Annotated in this window: 15 protein-coding genes; 1 reads left to right on the top strand and 14 read right to left on the bottom strand. The window is 30.3% G+C overall.

From position 1 onward, the window contains the following. Positions 1-138: 138 nt before the first annotated feature. The 14 genes from ispF to mrcB all read right to left on the bottom strand — a co-directional run bounded on the left by ispF (position 139) and on the right by mrcB (position 18,144). A complete protein-coding gene (gene ispF / locus Bamer462_RS00860) occupies positions 139-612 on the bottom strand; it encodes a 2-C-methyl-D-erythritol 2,4-cyclodiphosphate synthase (RefSeq protein WP_500837826.1) in 474 nt (157 codons plus the stop codon). 13 nt (positions 613-625) lie between these two features. Next, positions 626-1,354, bottom strand: a complete 729-nt coding sequence (gene ispD / locus Bamer462_RS00855) for a 2-C-methyl-D-erythritol 4-phosphate cytidylyltransferase (RefSeq protein ID WP_500837825.1) — start codon at positions 1,352-1,354, stop codon at positions 626-628. A gap of 51 nt (positions 1,355-1,405) precedes the next feature. Next, on the bottom strand, positions 1,406-1,681 hold the full coding sequence (locus Bamer462_RS00850) for a septum formation initiator family protein (RefSeq protein ID WP_500837824.1): 276 nt from the start codon (positions 1,679-1,681) through the stop codon (positions 1,406-1,408). Positions 1,682-2,044: 363 nt separating this feature from the next. Further along, positions 2,045-2,683 (bottom strand): adenylyl-sulfate kinase, encoded by a 639-nt coding sequence (gene cysC, locus Bamer462_RS00845; protein ID WP_500837823.1) that lies wholly within the window; start codon positions 2,681-2,683, stop codon positions 2,045-2,047. 13 nt (positions 2,684-2,696) lie between these two features. Further along, entirely contained in the window at positions 2,697-4,124 is a 1,428-nt protein-coding gene (cysN, locus tag Bamer462_RS00840; RefSeq protein ID WP_500837822.1) for a sulfate adenylyltransferase subunit CysN, read from the bottom strand. A gap of 9 nt (positions 4,125-4,133) precedes the next feature. Further along, positions 4,134-5,045 carry a sulfate adenylyltransferase subunit CysD gene (cysD, locus tag Bamer462_RS00835; protein WP_500837974.1) on the bottom strand — a complete coding sequence of 304 codons (912 nt, stop codon included), beginning with the start codon at positions 5,043-5,045 and terminating at the stop codon, positions 4,134-4,136. Between the two features lie 21 nt (positions 5,046-5,066). Further along, a complete protein-coding gene (cysG, locus tag Bamer462_RS00830) occupies positions 5,067-6,497 on the bottom strand; it encodes a siroheme synthase CysG (protein ID WP_500837821.1) in 1,431 nt (476 codons plus the stop codon). A gap of 285 nt (positions 6,498-6,782) precedes the next feature. Continuing rightward, positions 6,783-7,544, bottom strand: coding sequence for a phosphoadenylyl-sulfate reductase (locus tag Bamer462_RS00825; RefSeq protein ID WP_500837820.1), 762 nt, complete (start codon positions 7,542-7,544; stop codon positions 6,783-6,785). After that, on the bottom strand, positions 7,537-9,270 hold the full coding sequence (cysI, locus tag Bamer462_RS00820; protein ID WP_500837819.1) for an assimilatory sulfite reductase (NADPH) hemoprotein subunit: 1,734 nt from the start codon (positions 9,268-9,270) through the stop codon (positions 7,537-7,539). Before cysI ends, Bamer462_RS00825 begins: the two co-directional genes overlap by 8 nt. Further along, on the bottom strand, positions 9,270-11,087 hold the full coding sequence (cysJ, locus tag Bamer462_RS00815) for an NADPH-dependent assimilatory sulfite reductase flavoprotein subunit (protein ID WP_500837818.1): 1,818 nt from the start codon (positions 11,085-11,087) through the stop codon (positions 9,270-9,272). The genes cysI and cysJ overlap by 1 nt, the downstream gene beginning before the upstream one ends. Before the next feature lie 634 nt (positions 11,088-11,721). Next, the gene (gene eno, locus Bamer462_RS00810; RefSeq protein ID WP_500837817.1) at positions 11,722-13,005 is read right to left on the bottom strand and encodes a phosphopyruvate hydratase; all 1,284 of its coding nucleotides are present in this window, start codon (positions 13,003-13,005) and stop codon (positions 11,722-11,724) included. Positions 13,006-13,084: 79 nt separating this feature from the next. Continuing rightward, the gene (pyrG, locus tag Bamer462_RS00805; protein WP_500837816.1) at positions 13,085-14,728 is read right to left on the bottom strand and encodes a CTP synthase; all 1,644 of its coding nucleotides are present in this window, start codon (positions 14,726-14,728) and stop codon (positions 13,085-13,087) included. A 452-nt stretch (positions 14,729-15,180) separates the two neighbouring features. Continuing rightward, positions 15,181-15,531, bottom strand: a complete 351-nt coding sequence (gene erpA / locus Bamer462_RS00800; protein WP_500837815.1) for an iron-sulfur cluster insertion protein ErpA — start codon at positions 15,529-15,531, stop codon at positions 15,181-15,183. 315 nt (positions 15,532-15,846) lie between these two features. Then, complete coding sequence (gene mrcB, locus Bamer462_RS00795) at positions 15,847-18,144, bottom strand: bifunctional glycosyl transferase/transpeptidase (protein ID WP_500837814.1); 2,298 nt, start codon at positions 18,142-18,144, stop codon at positions 15,847-15,849. Between the two features lie 2,058 nt (positions 18,145-20,202). Here mrcB and aceE point away from each other — a divergent pair. After that, positions 20,203-22,869: a pyruvate dehydrogenase (acetyl-transferring), homodimeric type gene (gene aceE, locus Bamer462_RS00790; protein WP_500837813.1), complete on the top strand. Its 2,667-nt coding sequence runs from the start codon at positions 20,203-20,205 to the stop codon at positions 22,867-22,869. Positions 22,870-22,872 lie beyond the last annotated feature (3 nt).

Genomic DNA, 22,872 nt, shown 5'->3' with positions numbered 1-22,872 from the left:
TAGAATTAATTATAATGTTATACTATTATAATAATAGTAGTATTTTTTTGAGATACGAAATATCATGCTTCAAATGTATATGGACATATCTACCAAAATAAATATGTTTCTTCTTCTATGATTCGATCAATATTAATATTAATGCATTAACAACACTACTGCTATGCAAGCAATGCCTTCAGAACGACCGATATATCCCAGTGTATCAGTAGTAGTAGCTTTTATATTAATACTATTCACTGAACAATTTAAGTCATTGGATAAATGATATCGCATTTGATGAATATATGTATTTATCCTGGGAATTTGCAATACTATAGTAATATCTACATTCTCTAATAAGTATTCTTGCGCGCCAATTTTTCCCCAAGTGATTCGTAATAATTTTCGACTATCTATATTATTATATTTAGCGTCAGTCTCTGGAAACATTGATCCAATATCACCATAACAAGCAGCTCCTAATAAAGCATCAATTAACGCATGAGCTACCACGTCACCATCAGAATGAGCCTTTATTCCTTTCGTATAGGGAATACGCACTCCTCCAACAATAAATGGTCGACATCCTCCAAATTGGTGCACATCAAAACCATAACCAATACGTAACATGATTATAAACCTGTTAATAATTTTTATTATATAATTTAGATAAATAAAAACTTGCCAACTTTAAATCATCTTGATGAGTGATTTTTATGTTATCTGCACGACCTTCTATTAAAATAGATGTATACCCACAATATTCTATAGCTGATGCTTCATCGGTAATAATAACTTTATTATTTAAAGCTTTTTTAAGACAAAATTTTAAAAGATTACAATTAAACAACTGTGGGGTTAAAGCATTCCATAAATTTTCACGATTTACAGTATACCTTATAAAATTAGTCCTATAATAAGTACGTTTAATAGTATTATAGATTGGTATTGCCAAAATTCCACCTACTTGAGATAATCTTGTGATTTCAAAGAGTCTTAATAAATCTTCATGATGCAAACACGGACGCACCGCGTCATGTACAACAACCCAAATTGATTTCTTTACATGTTTCAACCCAGCCATAACTGAATCAGCGCGCGTTTGTCCTCCAATAACCACGGTAATTCTAGGGTCATAAGAAATAGATAATTGGCGAAACCAACGATCACATGCATTAACTACCACTATACAATGACGTATACACGGCTGGGATAACAAGACACACATGGAATGTTCAAGCACAGTTTTACTGCCTATTATACAATACTGTTTCGGCAATACACTTTTCATACGCTTCCCAGTACCTGCAGCTGGGAAAATAGCAGTGATATCTGGAAATTTTTTTTCAATAGATTTAGTATGCAAAACCATATATACCAATATTATTATATTATCATCGATGGTTATCTAATAAAATTGTTATTACAATTTTATTAGATAAAAAGTTTCATCGATTTTAATCATACCAAGATCATATCTTGATCGTTCCTCAATGGCTTCATATCCATGAAGCAATTCATAAATTTCATATAATAATTGACTGTTACGAGCCCTCATTTGATCAATGTTATTAATATTCTTATACGTTTTAATGGTATTACGGATACATACTAAATCATAAATACCATTTTTTCCTAACCATAATGAATATTGTAACCAAATAAACAATGCTAATAAAAGACAACTTAACTTATTCATATTTTTACGTAGTCAATTCATTGTATTCTGTAATAAACATCAATTACATTTATAATGTAGTCAACTTGCTGTCACTGACAATAAATGAAACATTTATTAAATAAGCAATGATAACCTTTAAATATATATATCGTTAATATGACGTATCATACATGCTAGAATAAATTAATTCAAAATTATTATAAATTATTTATATTATTGTTTTTATAAAAAGTATCCTTTTTAACAAATTTATTGCAATTTAATATTGTAAATATAATTTCTATTAAAACAGAATAAGAATAATCTTCTGCAACACATTATTTATTCATTATAGAGGTAACTATTCATGGTATCATTAAGCATATAAACTTCTGTTATGTATTATTTAACATGATGATCTATTTTAAACAAAAATTCCAAAAATGATGATCGCAATATTTGTTCAATTAATTCTGTTATCGACTTTTTACCATCTAAATATATATCTGGTTTAGTTGGTCTTTCGTAAGAAGAACTTATTCCAGTAAAATTTTTTATTTCACCAGATCTAGCTTTTTGATATAATCCTTTTGGATCACGTTGTTCACAGACATGCAGCGGGGTATCAACGAATATTTCAATAAAATAATTAATAGGAAACATACTACGCACCATTTGGCGCTCAGAATGATAAGGAGAAATAAAAGTTGCTAATACCACCACCCCCGCGTCGACCATCAATCGTGCTGTTTCCCCTACTCGACGTATATTTTCATATCGATCATCATTACTAAATCCTAAATCTCGACATAATCCATGTCGTATATTATCTCCGTCCAATATATATGTACTGATATTTCTATCATGTAACTTCTTTTCTAAAATACTAGCTAAAATCGATTTACCAGATCCGGATAACCCTGTAAACCATAATAACATAGCACGATGTTTATGTAAAAACTCACGATCACGTTGTTTTATGCAATGAGTATACCAAAAAATATTTTTGTGAGAGATACATTTAATGTTTTTATTAATCATTATATAACAATCATTATGATAAATCTTGGATCTTCCAATGTGGCAAATGTAAGCGAATAAATTCATGTAATGCTAATTCTAATTGATTATAATTTTTATTGCGTTTACAGTGATGGCGCGCGATAGGAGTACGAACCATTCCAGCTCCTACAGTTTCATTAGTGAATAAATCAATAAATATCATGCTACCAGTTATTGGATAACGAGAATACCGATCCAATATCAATGGCTCATCAAATAATAATTTGATTAAACCAATTCCATTGAGCGGTATTGTGTTCGCTTGTTGGGATTGCAAAGTATGTATATCTATTTGATATTCTATATCTTCTATTTGAGCTCTTATAATTTTAGTAGCAATCTTAACATTAAAATATTGATTTTCTTTTAACGCTTCTTTTCTCATCCATACTACATCTACCAATGCATGCTGAACAGGTATAACAGTTGCTTGAGAATCAATTATCATATCTCCTCGACTAATATCCAGATCATCCTCTAAAATTATCACCACTGCTTCTCCAGCCCGAGCATGTTTCCTATCTGTTTTAAACACAATGATTCGTTTAATAATAGAAGTAGCATTTGATGGAAAAATATTAATATGCTGTCCGATATACATACTACCAGAAGCAATAGTGCCAGAGTAACCTCTAAAATTTAAATTATGACGAATTACATATTGTACCGGGAAACGCAATTCTTGCTCTTCGAGACGCGCAGAACTATCTATATGAATATCTTCTAATATTTCCAACAAAGTAGGACCATCGTACCATTTCATATTTGTTGATAAAGCCGCAATATTATCTCCATCTAAAGCAGATATTGGAATAAATTTAGTATTTATCTCAATCGACAATTGCTTAGTAAACTCTAAATATTCTTTACTAATTTTTTGAAATATCTTTTGATTGTAATTTATCAAATCCATTTTATTAATTGCTACTATAAGATATCGAATACCTAACAACACAGCGATAAACCAATGTCTCCTAGTTTGATTCTGTATTCCCTTACAAGCATCAACTAATAAAATGGCCAATTCGCTAGTAGAAGCTCCAGTAACCATATTTTTTGTATGTTCTGCATGTCCTGGGGTATCAGCAATAATAAATTTACGTTTTTTAGTGAAAAAATAACGATAAGCAACATCTATAGTGATACCTTGCTCACGCTCTGATTGTAGCCCATCTACCAACAATGCTAAATCTAATTTATTTTTTTGAGTACCAATTTTCTTGCTATCCGTATGAAGAATAGATAATTGATCATCATAAATTTGACAAGAATCATGTAATAATCGTCCTATCAAAGTGCTTTTCCCGTCATCTACGCTCCCGCATGTAATAAAACGTAACAACATTTTATGTTGTTGTGCATATAAATAATTTTCAATCCCTCCATGATTAATAATTTCTTGTTCTATGGTACTAATCATAACATTTCCTTAGAAATAACCTTGACGTTTTTTGTTTTCCATAGATCCAGATTGATCAAAGTCGATAAATCGACCTTGACGCTCACTTTTTTTAGATATTAGCATTTCTTCAATCATTTCAGGTAATGTCTCTGCATAAGATTCTATTGCTCCAGTCAATGGCCAACACCCCAATGTACGAAACCGTATCATACGTTGTTCTATATTTTCCCCAGTCTGAATTTTAATACGGTTGTCATCCACCATAATTAAATTACCATCTCTGCATATCACTGGACGATTTTTCGCTAGGTATAAAGGCACTATATCAATTTTTTCAAAAAAAATATACTGCCAAATATCCAACTCTGTCCAATTGGATAATGGAAATACACGAATACTTTCTCCTTTATTAATTTTCCCATTGTAAATGGACCATAATTCCGGGCGTTGCTGTCTAGGATTCCAGCAATGAAATCTATCTCGAAACGAATAAATCCTCTCTTTAGCTCTAACTTTCTCTTCATCACGACGAGCACCTCCGAAAGCTGCATCAAACCCATACTGATTTAATGCTTGCTTTAATCCCTCTGTTTTCATGATATCTGTATATATAGCACTACCATGAACAAATGGATCAATTCCCATAGATATGCCTTCTAAATTTTTATGAACTAACAATTCAAAACCATAGGATTTAGCGGTATTGTCGCGAAATATATACATTTCATGAAATTTCCAACCAGTATCTATATGTAATAAAGGAAAAGGCAATTTACTAGGATAAAATGCTTTTCGAGCTAAATGTAACATCACCGAAGAATCTTTGCCAATAGAATATAACATTACTGGTTTGCAGAACTCAGCAACTACTTCACGGATAATATAGATACTTTCTGACTCTAATCTATGTAAATAAGTGATATACTTTCTATTTTGCATCATATATTATCCTTTCTTAATTTATATCGAATTAATAACGGAATTAATAGGATAGTAATTCAGTGTTTTTTCACCAAACCAATTTATTTTATCATGCAGTAACACAACATCACCAATCACAAACAAGGTTGGATAATCGGCTATCTGTGCTAATTTTTCTAATTCAATTAAGGTACCAATCAAAATTTTTTGATTTTGGTATGTTCCTCGACTGATTACAGCTATCGGGGTATCTGTGTTACGTCCATGAATAATTAAATTATTACTAATATTTATAGCATTATTTTTACCCATGTAAATTACCAATGTCTGTTTATTATTTGATAAAGCGTTCCAATTAAATTGATCATCGTTATTTGTATTATGACCAGTTATAAACATAACGCTATGGGCATACTTTCTATGAGTTAAAGGAATACCTGCATAAGCTGCAACACCAATACCGGCTGTAATACCAGGAACTACTTGGAAAGGAATACCTGCTTCTGATACTATTTGTAATTCCTCTCCACCCCGCCCAAAAATAAATGCATCCCCTCCCTTAAGTCTGACAACTTTGTTTCCTTTTTGTGCTAACTGCACTATAAATTGATTAAGTTCTTTTTGAGAAATCGAATGGTTTCCAACACGTTTTCCGACACAAATTTTATCAGCATCCCGGCGGGCTACATCTAAAATGTCTGAACTTACCAAGTAATCGTATAGTATGACATCTGCTTGTTGCATTGCTTGCAACCCTTTAATAGTTAATAATCCTATATCTCCAGGGCCTGCTCCTACTAACGTTACATTACCTTTATGATTATTATTATTATTATTGACTTGATTAAGCTCATATTTAAAAACTTTATTAGCTTCTTTAGGACGACCTTGCGCAATTAAAGCAGCAATGTGATCATTATAAAATATTTTCTCCCAAAAACGACGCCTACGTACTATATCTACAATACGCCGTCTTACTCGATTACGCCATGTTCCGGCCAATTTTGCTACAAATCCGAGAGATTTCGGTAATAATGATTCAAGTTTTTCACGTAAAATACGCACTAATATAGGTGCTTTACCGCAAGAAGAAATTCCTATTAAAATAGGATCTCGATCAACAATAGCAGGGAAAATACATGAACATTTATTCTTATCATCCACAGTATTTATCAAAATATGGCGTTTTTCAGCATTCTGGTATATTAAAGTATTTAATTTAGAATCATTAGTAGCTACAATTACTAAAATTATTTTATCTAACATAATCGGTTGAAAATTTTTATTGATCCAACTAATATTTTTTTTGAGTAAAATTTTTTTTAATTCTGGACAAAGAGTGGGAGCTACTATTGTAATAGTAGCTCCCACTCTTTGTAACATTTGTATTTTTCGTGCCGCAACGCTACCTCCTCCAACTACTAACACTGGCCTATTTTTGAGATCAACAAATAACGGTAAATATTCCACAGAATTATATTTATGCTCAAATATATAAATATTAACAAATCCTTAATACATATATAATATAGTTATAAAGATTCTCAAAATTATAAGCATTAAAATATATATATTTTAATGCTTATAATTTATTTCATTTTTAAAAAATTTAATTTTCTATATCTATAAATAATAGAAATGCTCATACTTTAAACAGCTATTTATTAAAAATAATACAGGATTTTATTGCATTACCTATCATATAGTAATATATATAAAGTATATCATATAATCATTTCATGTAAATAATAAATCTCAATCAATTACATGTAAACCACATTCACGTTGTAACCCAAAAAAACGTGTATCTTCTTCTTTCATACCAGGTTCCCATTTTCTACTAGTGTGTACATCTCCTACTGATACGTACCCTTGTTCCCACAATGGATGATATTCCAAGGAATGCTGTTTCATGTATCTGTGAACCTGAAAAGTATCCCAATCAATGATTGGTAGGAATTTAAAAATTCCATTATAAATAGTTATTATTGGCAACTTTTTACGACTAACTGATTGATTCCTTCTTAATCCTGCAAACCATGTTTTCACTTTCAGTGTGCTTAAGGCGCGATGCATAGGTTCAACTTTATTGATCATATTGTATTGTTTAATGCCTTTTACCCCCTGTTCCCACAATTTCCCATATCGCGCTTCTTGCCATGCTGCAGATTTCTTTGGAGAAAATACATGTAAATTTAATTGCATTCTTTCCGTCAGTCGATCAATAAATCGATATGTTTCTGGAAATAAATAACCAGTATCAATTAAAATAATCGGGATATTAGAATAATAATGAGTAATTAAATGTAAACTGACCGCTGACTGCACACCAAAACTTGAAGACAATATTGCTTGATTGGGTAAATATTTTATAGCCCACATGAACCTCTCTTCTGTTTTTAAAGATGCTAAATATTGATTTATTTCCATTAATATCAATTGTTGTTCCTTTACATCCAGTGAGTTAAGTTCTGAAACAGTCCAACAATGATTAATAATATTTAATAATTTATTCATAAAAATCTTTTTCAGAATTTATAACAGCATTAATTATTCCAGACCTTACTACATAATCTCCATACGATTCTTGATTATTTCTTTCTTGGGCCCAGCGACCAATAGTCATATCAAGGATATTTAAAATATCAACTTCTGTGATATTTTCTTTGTATAATCTAGGAATACGCGTGCCGATATCATTACCTCCTAAATAAAGATTATAACGCCCGATAGATCTTCCTATTAATCCAATTTCTGATAACATTGCACGAGCACAACTATTTGGACACCCTGTTACCCGTAAAATAATAGCATCTTTTTCTAATTTGTACTTCAACATGATATTTTCTATTTTAGTAACAAATTCTGGCAAAAATCGTTCTGCTTCTGCCATCGCTAATGGACAAGTAGGAAACGCTACGCATGCCATAGATGCTTTTCGTTGGGGAGTAATATACTTGTTAAGTATGCCATATTTTTTTAATATATTTTCTACTATTAATTTATTATCCTCAGATATTCCGGCAATAATCAAATTTTGATTTGCAGTTAATCTAAAAGAGCCTGAATGTATTCGAGCAACTTCTGCAATTCCACGTTTCAATAATTTATTGGGATCATTATTTGATATCCTTCCGTTTTCGATAAATACAGTAAGATGCCAATAACCATCAATACCCTTTACCCACCCAAATCGATCTCCTCTATCTGTAAATATGTAAGAATGAACTGGATGAAATTTTACTCCAGCCCGGCGTTCAACTTCTGACTTAAATGTAGCTACTCCGACTCGATCTAAAGTATACTTTGTTTTAGCATGCTTACGATCAAATCTATTCCCCCAATCTCTTTGTATTGTAACCACTGCTTCTGTAATATTTAAAATATCTTTTGTAGCAACATACCCAAATTCACTAGCTTTACGGGGATATGTAGTGATATCTCCATGAGTCGTTGCTAATCCTCCACCCACTAATACATTAAAACCAATTATCTGATCAGTTTTATTGCCCTTGATAGCAATAAAACTGAGATCATTAGCATGAACATCCACATCATTGATAGGCGGTATCGCGATTGCTATTTTAAATTTACGAGGTAAATAAGTAGCACTTAAAATTGGCTCATAATCTGTAGATTCTATTTTTTTTTCATCTAACCAAATTTCTGCATATGCACGAGATTTTGGTAATAAATATGCAGAAATATTTTTTGCTAATTCCCATACCTGATAATGTAAGGTTGATTCCATTGGATTAGCTGTACATATCACATTACGATTGACATCTCCAGCAGTAGCTATAGAATCTAATCCCGATTTATTTAATAAACGATGCACATTTTTTAAGTTAGGTTTTAACAAACCATGTAGTTGAAAAGTTTGTCGAGTAGTAAGACGTATTGTTCCGTATAAAGTATATTTGTTAGAAAAATCATCGATAGCCAGCCATTGTGCTGGCGTAATCACGCCACCCGGTAAACGACAACGCAGCATCATATTAATCAATGGTTCTAATTTTTGATTTACTCGCTCCACACGTACATCGCGGTCATCTTGTTGATACATGCCATGAAATCTAATTAATTGAGCATCTTCTGTATTAAACCCACCCGTTAAATTATTGTCTAAATTTTGAGCAATAGTACCCCGTAAAAAATTACTTGCTTTCTTTATTCGTTCATTATCGGATAATCTCATATTGTTATTATCATCATTATGATGATGATTATTTTTTTTATTCATTAGTAAATATCTCTCTGATAACGATGTTGTATTCGCATGTCGTGCCAAAACTCATTCGCTTTATCTAAATTCATGCCGCCATGTTTAGATGCTAATACAACTAAAGACTTATCTACATCTCGAGCCATATATTTAGCATCACCACATACATAAATATGAGCTCCGTCTTGAATCCATGACCAAAGTTCAACGCTATTTTTTAGTAATTTATTTTGTACATAAATCTTATCAGCTTGATCTCTAGACCAAGCTGTATCAATTTTAGTTAAAAACCCATCCCTAAAATAGCGTTGCCACTCAATTTGATAAAGAAAATCATCTATAAATCTTAAATTCCCAAAAAATAGCCAATTTTTTCCTGATGCACCATCTGCAACTCTTTGCTGCATAAAGGCCCGAAATGGAGCAATACCTGTTCCCGCTCCGATCATAATTATTGGAGCATTAAGATTTTTTGGTAATCTAAAATTATTATTAGATTCAACAAAAACACGTATTTTTTCATTTTCTTTTACGCGATCTACTAAATAACTACTAGCTCCGCCCGTTCTAAAACGTTCATTTATTTTATAACGTATCACACTTACAGTAATATGTACCTCCTCTCCCACTTCTGATTGAGCGGAAGAAATAGAATAAAATCGGGGTTTCATAGGGCATAATATTTGTAATAACTCTTGGGGAGTAATCGTGATTGATACATGATGCATCATTTCAATAATAGGTGTAGTTAAAATAAATTTATTTAATTTTTCTTGATTATCAAATAAATCAAGCAACGCTCTATCCTGAGCGATAGTAGCTATATTTTTCACAACAATGGAAGTATTATGTGTTAATTCGTAATGTTTTTTCAATGCTTCAGCAAGAGGCATCGACTGTGATTCAATTTTTACTTGCTCAGTCCCTTGTAATCCCAACAATTCTAATAATTCATCAATAAGATTTGGATCATTTTCATACCATACTCCTAACGCATCTCCTGGCTGGTAACACAAATTAGAATCAGTAATATCAATTTCTAAATGATGCACATCCTTCAATGAATTACGACTAGTAACTTTGTATCGTGTTGACAAATGAGCAACCAATGGATATTTTTTATTATATACGGTATGATTTACTTGTTCAACGCCACAAATTTTATTGTTTTGGTGACATATAGAAGTAGATTGCATCTTGTTTTTTAGCAAAAGAACTACTTTTTTTCTCCACGCATTAGCTTTCTCTTTAAAATCAGTATCAACGTCAACTCGATCACATAACCGTCGTGCTCCAAGTTCTTCTAATCGATGATCAAAATCTTTTCCAGCCTTAGCGAAATGTTCATATGATCGATCTCCAAAACTGAATACAGCAAAATAAGTATTTTCCATTCTAGCTACTTTATTAGAAAATAAATATCTGTGTAACCCAATCGCCTCTTCTGGAGGTTCTCCCTCTCCGTATGTAGAAATAATAATAATTAATAATGTTTCTTTAGAAATTTGTTTAAATTTATAATCTCCGGCGTTGAATAATACAACACCCAAATTAGCCTCAGTAATATCACCATGTAATTGCTCAGCTAATTGACGTGCATTGCCAGTTTGAGAAGCAGATATTAAAGTAATTTTTTTATTAAGATAAATATCTGTAATTTTAGTTTTTTCAGAAATATCAGAAATGTTATCAGATTTTATCGCACTTGTTAATCCCCATAAATACCCAGATATCCAAATCAATTGATCACTAGACAAAGTGACAAAAAATGATTGAATGTAATCTAATTGTTCTGAAGTTAACGGTGTTATTTTGTTATGTGCGATTTTTTTCATTACTAAACCAAACTACTTAATATTATTTTATAGAAAACTATGCTTATAAGTTAGCATACATGATATTTATCTGATAAAATATTTGCATCTACATGCTCCAATTACGCTATATATCAAATATATACAGATTACTAACATGCACAAATAAATTTAATATAAATAAAATTTAGATCTAATTAATAATTATTATCTCAAAATTATTTATTATTATTATTATATTTTAAATAATATAAACCCAAACAAAACATAATACCCACTAAATTATTACTATAATATTGTATCATAGTAATAATACAAATGAATTTACATCGTAATATATCAATTTTTTAAAACTAATAAGAAATAATTTATTATATAAATAATACATACACATTAAAAAGCAACCGAATTATTATTCGTGCATATTTAAATATTTAATACAATTAACACCTACATCTGAGTTTACAATAATTATTGTATATATTCATTTAGATCATATATCACTTAAATTAATTATTTTTCTGGCTAACATTCTATTTTCAAGTAATCGACAAACTATCTCATTCTGATTTCTTTATAGAAATATTCGTTTATCTAGTTTTTTTATATGCTTTATTTTAAACATACCTGATTACGTTTAAGCCAAACATGATTTTTAGATTTTAAATCTGTGAAATACTCCTTTTTTACCTAACATTTCTTCTATACGTATAAGTTGATTGTATTTAGCTACACGTTCAGAACAACGAACAGGTCCTGTTTTTATCTGTCCTGCAGAAGTGCCTACTGCTATATCAGCAATACTTGTATCTTCAGTTTCTCCGGAACGATGTGAAATAATTGTAGCGTATCCTGCGCTTTTAGCCATTCTAATTGTTTCTAGTGTTTCAGTTAATGATCCTATTTGATTACATTTAATCAAAATAGAATTTGCAATATTTCGATTAATCCCTATCTGCAGCAAATTTGAGTTAGTTACAAACAAGTCATCTCCTACTAATTGCATTTTATCACCAAGCGCTTTGGTTTGATAAGCAAAACCATCCCAATCATATTCACTCTGACCATCTTCAATAGAAATTATTGAATGTTCTTGCGCCAATGATGATAAGTAATGAGTAAACTCCTCAGAAGTAAAAAATTTTTTTTCACTTTTTATATTATATTTAGAAGTAGATATATCAAATAATTCAGATGAAGCACAATCTATCGCTAACCCAATATCTTCTCCTAAAATATAATCAGACTGCTCTATAGACTCTTTAATTAATTCCAACGCAACAGTATGAGAATAAATATTAGGAGCATATCCACCTTCGTCACCTCGTTGGGTAGATATTCCTTTTTTCTTTAATATTTTTCCTAAAATATGTGATATTTCAGATCCCATCTGAATTGCTTCCTTAATTGTTTTTGCTCCAACTGGTACGATCATAAACTCCTGAATATCTAAATCATTATCAGCATGTCTGCCGCCATTAATAATATTCATCATAGGAACCGGCATGATGAATGTATTGGTTGACGCATCATATATATCAGCAATATGTTGATATAATGGAACATTTTTAAATGCCGAAGCTGCCTTTGCTACTGCTAAAGACACACTCAATATAGCATTAGCACCAAGTTTCGATTTATTACGAGTGCCATCTAAATCAATCATAATCGAATCAATAACATGTTGTTGTGTCACATCCATACCTACTAATGCCTTATAAATTGGTCCATTTACAGCATTGACAGCTTTTGTTACTCCTTTTCCAAAAAAACGATTATCATTATCCCGCAATTCTACAGCTTCCTGAGACCCAACAGATGATCCGGATGGTACAGATGCTAATCTAGACCCACTGTTAATATATACTTCAGCTTCCACTGTTGGATTACCACGAGAATCAATAACCTCACGTCCAACAATATGCAAAATCTTAGGCATGTATATTTCCTTTATTAATTAATTTATATTTTTAATTGCAAACTAATAACATAATACCATAAACATTGATTGTTATACACTAAATTAATTTATTATGACGATGTTGATATTCTATTGCAGCTTTTATAAAACCTATGAATAAAGGATGACCTTCACGAGGTGTAGAATTGAATTCAGGATGAAACTGACTACCTATAAACCATGGATGTTTTGAATACTCAATTACTTCTACTAAATGATTCTTTTCAGAAAAACCAACACAACTTAATCCAGCATGTTTTATATCTTTTAATAACATATTATTCACTTCATAACGATGTCTATGACGTTCATATATAGTGCTTTTACCATATATTTGATGCGTTAAACTCCCTTGAATTAAATAACAAACTTGATTGCCTAAACGCATAGTCCCACCTAAATTATTATTATCATGCGTCATCGCAATACCATTTTCATCTCTACACTCAGTTATTAATGCTATTACTGGGCATGTGCAATTAGTTATAAATTCTGTAGAATTGGCGTCCGGCATCCCAGCAACATGGCGAGCAAATTCAATCAACGCTACCTGCATACCCAAACAAATTCCAAAATAAGGTATATTATTTTCTCTAGCATATTGTGCAGACAAAATCTTTCCCTCTACTCCACGATAACCGAATCCTCCAGGCACCAAGATAGCATCTACACCTTTCAATGTTTTTTCTATGCCTAATTTTTCTACATCCTGGGAATTAATAAGACGAATATTAACGACAAAACGATTTTTTATTCCAGCATGTTTTAATGCTTCTGTTACTGATTTGTAAGCATCTACTAGTTTAATATATTTACCTACTATGCCCACAGTCACTTCTCCTCTCGGATGTTCTTGACAATAAATTACTTCTTCCCAATCCAATAAATTTGCCTCAGGACAATTTAAATTAAAACGTTTGCAAATATAATCATCTAAACCTTGCGATTTGAGTAAAGCAGGTATTTTATAAATTGAATCTACATCCTGAAGAGAAATTATTGCTTGTTTAGGTACATTACAAAATAAAGAAATTTTTTTTCGTTCTATATTGCTTATTACTCGATCAGATCTACAAATTAAAATATCAGGTTGAATACCAATAGAAAGTAATTCTTTTACTGAATGTTGTGTTGGTTTTGTTTTTAATTCTCCAGACACTGCAATAAAAGGCACTAATGTTAAATGTATATATAAAGTTTGCTCCCTATTAATTTCAACTACCATTTGCCTAATAGCTTCTAAAAAAGGTAATGATTCGATATCACCTACTGTTCCGCCTATTTCTACTAATAATACATCGTGGCCTAAAGCACCTGCTACGAGCCATTTTTTTATGGTATCGGTAACATGAGGAATAATTTGTATCGTAGCGCCTAAATAATCCCCCCGACGTTCTTTCCGTAAAACATGGGCATAAATTCTACCAGCAGTAAAATTATTTTGATGCCTCATTTTAATGCGGATGAAACGTTCATAATGTCCTAAATCTAAATCTGTCTCTGCTCCATCTTCAGTAATAAATACCTCTCCATGTTGCACAGGGCTAATTGTGCCAGGATCTACATTGATATAAGGGTCTAATTTAATTATAGTTACACTGAGCCCACGCGCCTCTAAAACTGCAGCCAAAGACGCTGTAGTAATACCTTTTCCTAAAGATGAAACCACTCCACCAGTTACAAAAATATAATTACTTCTCACATATCAACCCAAATTATACATTTAATTTTACTATTTAATTATTGCTATGAATCATGACAAATTATTTAATTAAATGTCGATTATTACATATTTGCCCTGATTTCATCGAAAAATCCTGATTATTCCTAGATATTTCTTAATTTTTCATAATTAATAATAAATTATTTCACTACGAAGAAAACATCTAATATTATATTACTAATTATCTTAAAATAAATAATATTCCCTATTAAGTATAACTACATTATTTAATTGTTTAATTAAACAATTAAATTACTCTATCTTTATGTACAGTAGTTAAATCAACAATTTTTAATAACTAAAATTGATACTATAAAAAACAAGATGTATACATGACACAATTAATATAATGATATTCAATATATACAATTATAGACAACCATATCACCTTTATCTATTTTGATAGATATATTATTATACATAATATATATTTATACGCTGAAAGAAGAACCACAACTACAAGTATTCTTAGCATTTGGATTGATTACCACAAATCGGGATCCTTCTAATCCCTCGTAATAATCTACAATACCTCCAAATAAATATTGTAAACTCATAGGATCTATCACTAGAGCAGCGCCATTATTTTCTATAATACAATCATCATTAGAAATTTGATCATCTAAAATAAAGCCATATTGAAATCCACCACAACCACCTCCTATAATATATACACGCAATTTTAAATTTAAGTTTTTTTTTATTTCATTTTTAATAAAAAACCTTACTTTACTGGCTGCAAAATCAGTCAATTGTACAGGGAATTTTAGATCATCATTCATAATGATTAGCCTTTTACATCATAAAAAAAATACTATAGTCTGCAATAATTAATTAATCAACGTATAATTTTGCTGTTTAATTGTGTTAAAAGTAATTAACTCACAAAAAATCAATATCATTATATATGTACATATATATAATTTTTCTATTCTATAAGGAAATATGTAAATATTATATTATTGATTAATCGCATCAAAAAAAATAAAAAATCACTTAAAGACAATTAGTATAATTTCATACTATTATTTAAATCACACTGATATTTTAACAAATAAACAACTGACAATAATTCATAATTAAAAATTGTTTATTTATTAATTTACATTATGAATCTCTTGTTCTTCTACGATATTTGTTGATTGCTGATTATATGAGATTATTTTTGATTGTCTATATGACTGAAATAATAATTGCGCATCGTTTGTCCATACTGGTAATACCTGACAACAAGTATTTTTTTCATTATCATGTAATATAAAATTACCACAATTATCTATAGGCACATTCTTAATACCACTAGGCGGTATCAAGTATAAAGGAGTAGGTTTTTTATGATCTAAATACAGAGCATATAAAGTTAATGCACCATTAGTGCCTGTCAATTTAGCCGACTCGTTATTATCACGTCCTATCCAAATCACAGTTACTTCTGTACCATCAATGCCAACAAACCAACTATCACGAAGATCATTAGTAGTTCCAGTTTTAGCAGCTAACTGAGAACCAGGAAATTGCACAGATAAAATACAAGAAGTTCCACGTACTACTACTTGTTGCATTGCATATAACGTTAAATAAGCTGCTTGAGGAAAAATAACACGCTCTATCTTAGGAAAATATTGATATAATACTTCATTTTCTTCATTCATAAGATAACGAACAGATGATAAAGCAGAATATTGACCACCACTAGCAATAGTTTGAAATCCTTGCGCAACTTCCATAGGAGTTAAACTAATGGATCCTAACAGGATAGATGGAAAAGAAGGAATAAAATCAGGCGAGATACCCAACTTTATTAAAACATCAGAAATAATATCCAATCCTATTGTCATTCCTAAATTCACAGTAGGTACATTAAGAGACTTAATAAAAGCATCGATAAGTGTGACCTTACCCCGAAATTTTCGATCATAATTTTTAGGTGACCAAATTGCTCCATTCGGTTGTTGCAAATTAATGGGTTCGTCGGCAATCCATGTATTTAGGTGATATTTATCGGGATCACTCAAAGCTGCTAAATAAGTTGCCGGCTTTGCTAACGAACCAATAGAACGACGAGCATGCATGGCACGATTAAACCCATAAAAATAAGGATCAGATCCACCTACCATAGCACGTATTTTCCCATTAAATCGATCCACTACGACTATGGCTCCTTCTAAATCTTTTACGTGATAATAACGTCTTAATTTATGAATACCTAATTCCATAGCCTTTTCTGCTGCTTGTTGAGAAATAGGATCTAATGTAGTAAATATTTTTATTCCAGAAAAATTATTAATTTGATTAATATTTTGTATTTCTTCATTTACCATTTGTGTAAAAGCAGGCTGTACAATCAATACCCCATCTTTTGACTGCGTTCCTAAGGGACGTGCGCTAAGAATGGCGCATATTTTTTTATCAATAATATTTCTATGTTCTAACAATTTGAGTATTAAATTTCGACGCTCCAGTGTTGTTTGTGGATTTTTCCAAGGATTATATAAAGATGCGCCTTTTATCATCCCAACTAACGTTGCTTGTTGATCTATACTTAACTCATTTATTGGGCGACCAAAATAATAAAAACTAGCCAAAGGAAATCCGCGAATCTGATCATTGCCATTTTGTCCAAAATATATTTCGTTCAAATATAATTCAAGAATATGATCTTTGCTATATCGATAATCCATAATTAAAGCCATATAAGCTTCGTTAAATTTACGCCACCATGATCGTGCATTATTTAAAAATAAATTTTTTACTAATTGTTGCGTTAAAGTACTCCCACCTTGTACAGTACGTCCAGAAACAATATTAGCTAAAAAAGCGCGTCCAATAGAAGATATTTGAATACCATCATGCCGATAAAAATAACGATCTTCAACAGCTAATAACATATCTATTAACATATCTGGAAACCCCGATCTGGGTATAAATAACCTTTGTTGTCCATTAGGGGCATATATAATAGATATGATTTTAGGATCCAATCGAAATAATCCAAAATTATTCTTTGTATCTCGATTACAAATACTAATTAAATTTTCCTGACTAAAAAAAAAGGATACATGTCTTTCTCCTTCCTCTCCGCTTGGAAAATTAAAAGATCTGCGTAATAACTCAATATCATTATTATGCACAACAAACTCTCCTGAATGCGTAATTTTAGATACTTGACGATACCTCAATGCTTTCAATAAATGAATTATATCATTTTTACGATAAGACATATTAGGTTCTATATTCATCATACGACCATAAATAACAGTAGGTAATCTCCAAACTTTTCCGTTAATACGACTTTGTACTTTCTTATCTAAAAATATCCCATACACTACAATTAAAATTATAATAAATAAAAACACAAACCCTGCAGCATACAAAAAAAATAAAGTTCGTTGCATAATGACAGAATGATACTTATATGATGATGATAGATTCATAAAAAAATATATTGTTTATATACGTTGCGACATCCAGGTAGGCTATCAAGCAGTTGATGAAGACAATATTCTTTATATTATATGCAATAGCGCCCAGGTAATAATTACTCGCGCTAATTACAGTAATTTATATCTATTTGAAATAAAAAATTGCATCTGTTAAAACAGATAAAATATCACTCTCAATTTTAAGTAATTAATCCACCTAAATAAATACACGGACATAATATATTTCCTATAAAAATTACATTGCACTAATAATCAATAATTGAAAAATTTTAAATAAAATAATATTAACTAAAAATAATTAAAAAAATTTTAAGCACCATAACTTATAATATTGATAATACCAATATTGGTATTATCAATATTATAAGTTATTAAGATATAACAATACTTATACTTACATTTCTATAATAAATTTTATTCTTATAAAATATGATTAGTTTTTAGTTACATTAATGTAAATATACTACTAAATTAATTAATATAATTTAATTACTCATTAATTAAGATTTATTCATAAAAATTTTTAATATAAAAATAACTTAACAATATTTACATATCCAATAACATTTGATTAAAAAATATCAAATAATTTTCTGTAATATTTTATATGTATTTATTATAGAAGAAAAATCCACTAAAAATATTTTCAATATATCAAAATAACCTCAAATATATGCGCTAGATACCGAGTATACTTGCATCTAAGTACTGCGGCAACATTAATGTCTTAACAATTTTTATATTTAATTTAATTAGACAACATATTATTAAAAAAATTATAAAATCGTTACGATAAGTAACAGTACAAATTGTATATAAATATATTATTAAAAATATTATAAATTTTCCATTTTTACTATAAAAAATTAATTATTAATAGGATATTAATACTAAATTATACATAAAACTACACAAAAAAATTAATATCTATAATTAAATAATTTTAGTATATACAATACAAATTTTTATAATTGTAACGTAATAAATATAATATATTGATATTATCCGTACTTTATCAGATCAATATAAATATAATTTTTGGATTGTTTTTGACATACATCAAACAGCCACAATACGACAATATATATATTTATTGAAAAATAAAATTAAAAATCCATAACTATATTTTAATTTATCTGCATTCTTACACCTACTTTATGCCTATACCAATATTAAAATTGTAGTTAACATTGAACAAAACACCTATCATATATAAACCACATAATTTTCACATGATACTATATAATAATCTATATTTATCAGTGATAAATGCATAATAGGAGGTGATGTAATACTATTCCTACCATATCATTATTACTATTTTGATACCATATTAAAAAATTAAATACATCATATACACAATATATCTGAAACACTGCCGAACTCATCATTATCAAACGTTGATATATCACATAATTTTCACTTATCATATTTGAATATATCATCAAAATATTGATGTCATATATAAACTATATTACGATTAAGAAACAATATAACTCAAATTAATATGTGCTTTTAATGTATCATTATTAAAAATATGAAATATTATTCAATTTTATGATGATATGCTATTAAACTGTCCAACAAAACAACATTATTAATTATGTATGTATAATACAACATATAAAATAAGCACTGATATAAAAAAATAAGTCTCTTATCATGTTGCAACGATCACTTAAATAAATGATATCTTATAAAAAAAGAAGTACGAAAAATTAATAAATAATATTTTGACATTATATTTTTATGATTTAACTTCACTGTTAATTACTCTTAGAGAGAAGATCATAAAATGTTATAGAAACATCATGTATTCGTTGAATTACTAAATATTATTTTCTGTAGTAAATATTTTAATTTTTAAAACGGTAAAACCAACGTATTTTCAAAATCATTTTATTCGTTATAAATACAAACACACATAAATATTTTATACAACAAAAATATAAATACTTACAAAATCAACATAAACAACGCATATTTTAAATAAATTAAGGAAACGCTACAATGTTAGAACGTTTATCTAATGATGTGGATCCAATAGAAACACAAGATTGGTTACAATCTATTTCTTCGGTTATTCAAAGAGAAGGTATTGAACGCGCCCAATTTTTAATAAATCAAATCATACATAAAGCCCATAGTAACGGTGTTATAATTTCTCATAATGGCACAACAAACGATTATGTGAATACTATCCCGGTTAAAGATGAACCGAAATATCCCGGAAATTTAGAAATAGAACAACACATATGCGCTGTCGTTCGATGGAATGCCATTATGATAGTATTACATGCATCAAAAAAAAACTTGGATTTAGGAGGGCATATTGCCTCTTTTCAATCTTCAGCTACATTGTATGAAGTATGCTTTAATCATTTTTTTCGCGCGCGTAATAAACATGATGGAGGGGATTTAGTATATTTTCAGGGTCATATTTCACCTGGTATATACGCTCGTGCTTTTCTTGAAGGCCGATTACATGAAGATCAAATAAATAATTTTCGTCAAGAAGTAAAAAATTTAGGGCTTTCTTCATATCCTCATCCGAAATTAATGCCAGAATTTTGGCAATTTCCTACGGTTTCTATGGGACTTGCTTCAATTAGCGCAATTTATCAAGCAAAATTCTTAAAATACCTAAAACACAGAAATTTAAAAAACACCACTTTACAAACAGTCTACGCTTTTTTAGGAGACGGAGAAATGGATGAACCCGAATCCAAAGGAGCGCTAAATATCGCTGCTAGAGAAAAATTGGACAATCTAATTTTTATTATAAATTGCAATTTACAACGATTAGATGGGCCAGTAGTAGGAAATGGAAAAATTATCAATGACTTAGAAAATATATTTAAAGGATCAGGTTGGGAAGTGATTAAAGTAATTTGGGGAAGCAAATGGGATACACTGCTACACAAAGATACTAGTGGTAAACTAATTCAACTTATGAATGAAACTGTCGATGGAGACTATCAAACATTTAAATCTAAAAATGGAGCCTACATACGTAAACACTTTTTTGGTAAATATCCAGAAACTAGCGCACTGGTAAATGATATGAGTGACTCTGAAATTTGGGCATTAGATCGCGGCGGGCATGACCCTAAAAAAATATTTGCTGCTTTAGAAAAAGCTAAAAATACTTCTGAAAAACCTGTTGTAATATTAGCACATACTGTTAAAGGTTATGGCATGGGTGCTAGCGCAGAAGGGATGAATATTGCGCATCAAATAAAAAACATCAACATCAAAGAAATATGTTATTTTAGAGATAGATTTAATTTAAATCTCATCAAAGATGACCAAATTGAATCTTTACCTTATTTAACATTTAAAAAAGGCTCTAAAGAACACATATACTTGCATGAGCGACGAAAAACATTATTTGGATATATTCCCAGTAGATTACAGAATTCTACTGATTCGCTAGAACTACCAACATTAGAATATTTTTATCCATTGCTAAGACAACAAAATAAGGATATCTCTACTACCCTTGCGTTTATACGTGTGTTGAATATATTATTAAAACATACATCAATTAAAAATAGATTAGTCCCCATAATTGCTGATGAAGCCCGAACTTTTGGGATGGAGGGTCTATTTCGTCAAATTGGTATTTATAGTTCCAATGGACAACAATACACTCCTCAGGATCATGATCTACTTGCGTATTATCGTGAGGATAAACAGGGCCAAATTCTACAAGAAGGTATCAACGAATTAGGCGCGGCAGCATCATGGTTAGCGGCTGCTACTTCATATAGTACTAATGACTTTCCCATGGTACCATTTTATGTTTACTATTCAATATTTGGTTTTCAAAGAATCGGAGACTTTTTTTGGGCCGCTGCTGATCAACAAGCTCGTGGATTTCTAATCGGAGGAACATCTGGACGAACTACTTTAAACGGCGAAGGATTACAACATGCTGATGGACACAGTCACATTCAGTCATTAACCATTCCTAATTGCATTTCTTATGATCCAGCATATGCATACGAAATCGCTGTGATTATACAAGATGGTCTGATGCGTATGTATGGAAATAATCCAGAAAATATATATTATTATATCACTATATTAAACGAAAAATATCATATGCCGGCCATGCCAGAGGGAGCCGAAGAAGGTATTCGAAAAGGAATTTATAAATTAGAATCTTTGTCTGGAAAAAATGGGAAAGTTCAATTAATGGGATCTGGTGCTATCCTGCGTCTTGTTCGTGAAGCAGCACAAATATTATCTCAACAATATAATGTAAGTTCTGATGTATACAGTGTTACATCTTTTACTGAATTAGCGCGAGATGGGCAGGACTGTGAACGTTGGAATATGTTACATCCTATAGATGTACCAAAAATACCGTATGTTACTACCATATTAAATAATTTTCCTACTATAGCTGCTACTGATTATATGAAATTATTTGCAGAACAAATTCGATGTTTTATTCCAGGTAATCATTTTTTTGTTTTAGGTACAGATGGATTTGGTCGTTCCGACAGTCGAGAAAATTTGAGATATCATTTTGAGGTAAGCACAGGTTATGTAGTTACTGCTGCATTAGCCCAATTAGTAAAACAAGGCTATATTAGTACCGACGTTGTTTTAAACGCTATCAAAATGTTTGACATTGATCCCAATAAAATTAATCCACGCCTAATATAAGAG

The sequence above is a fragment of the Candidatus Blochmannia americanus (nom. nud.) genome, from assembly GCF_059934915.1.
The sequence above is the reverse complement of the archived record's forward strand: the minus strand, read 5'-3'. Positions and strand labels throughout refer to the sequence as shown.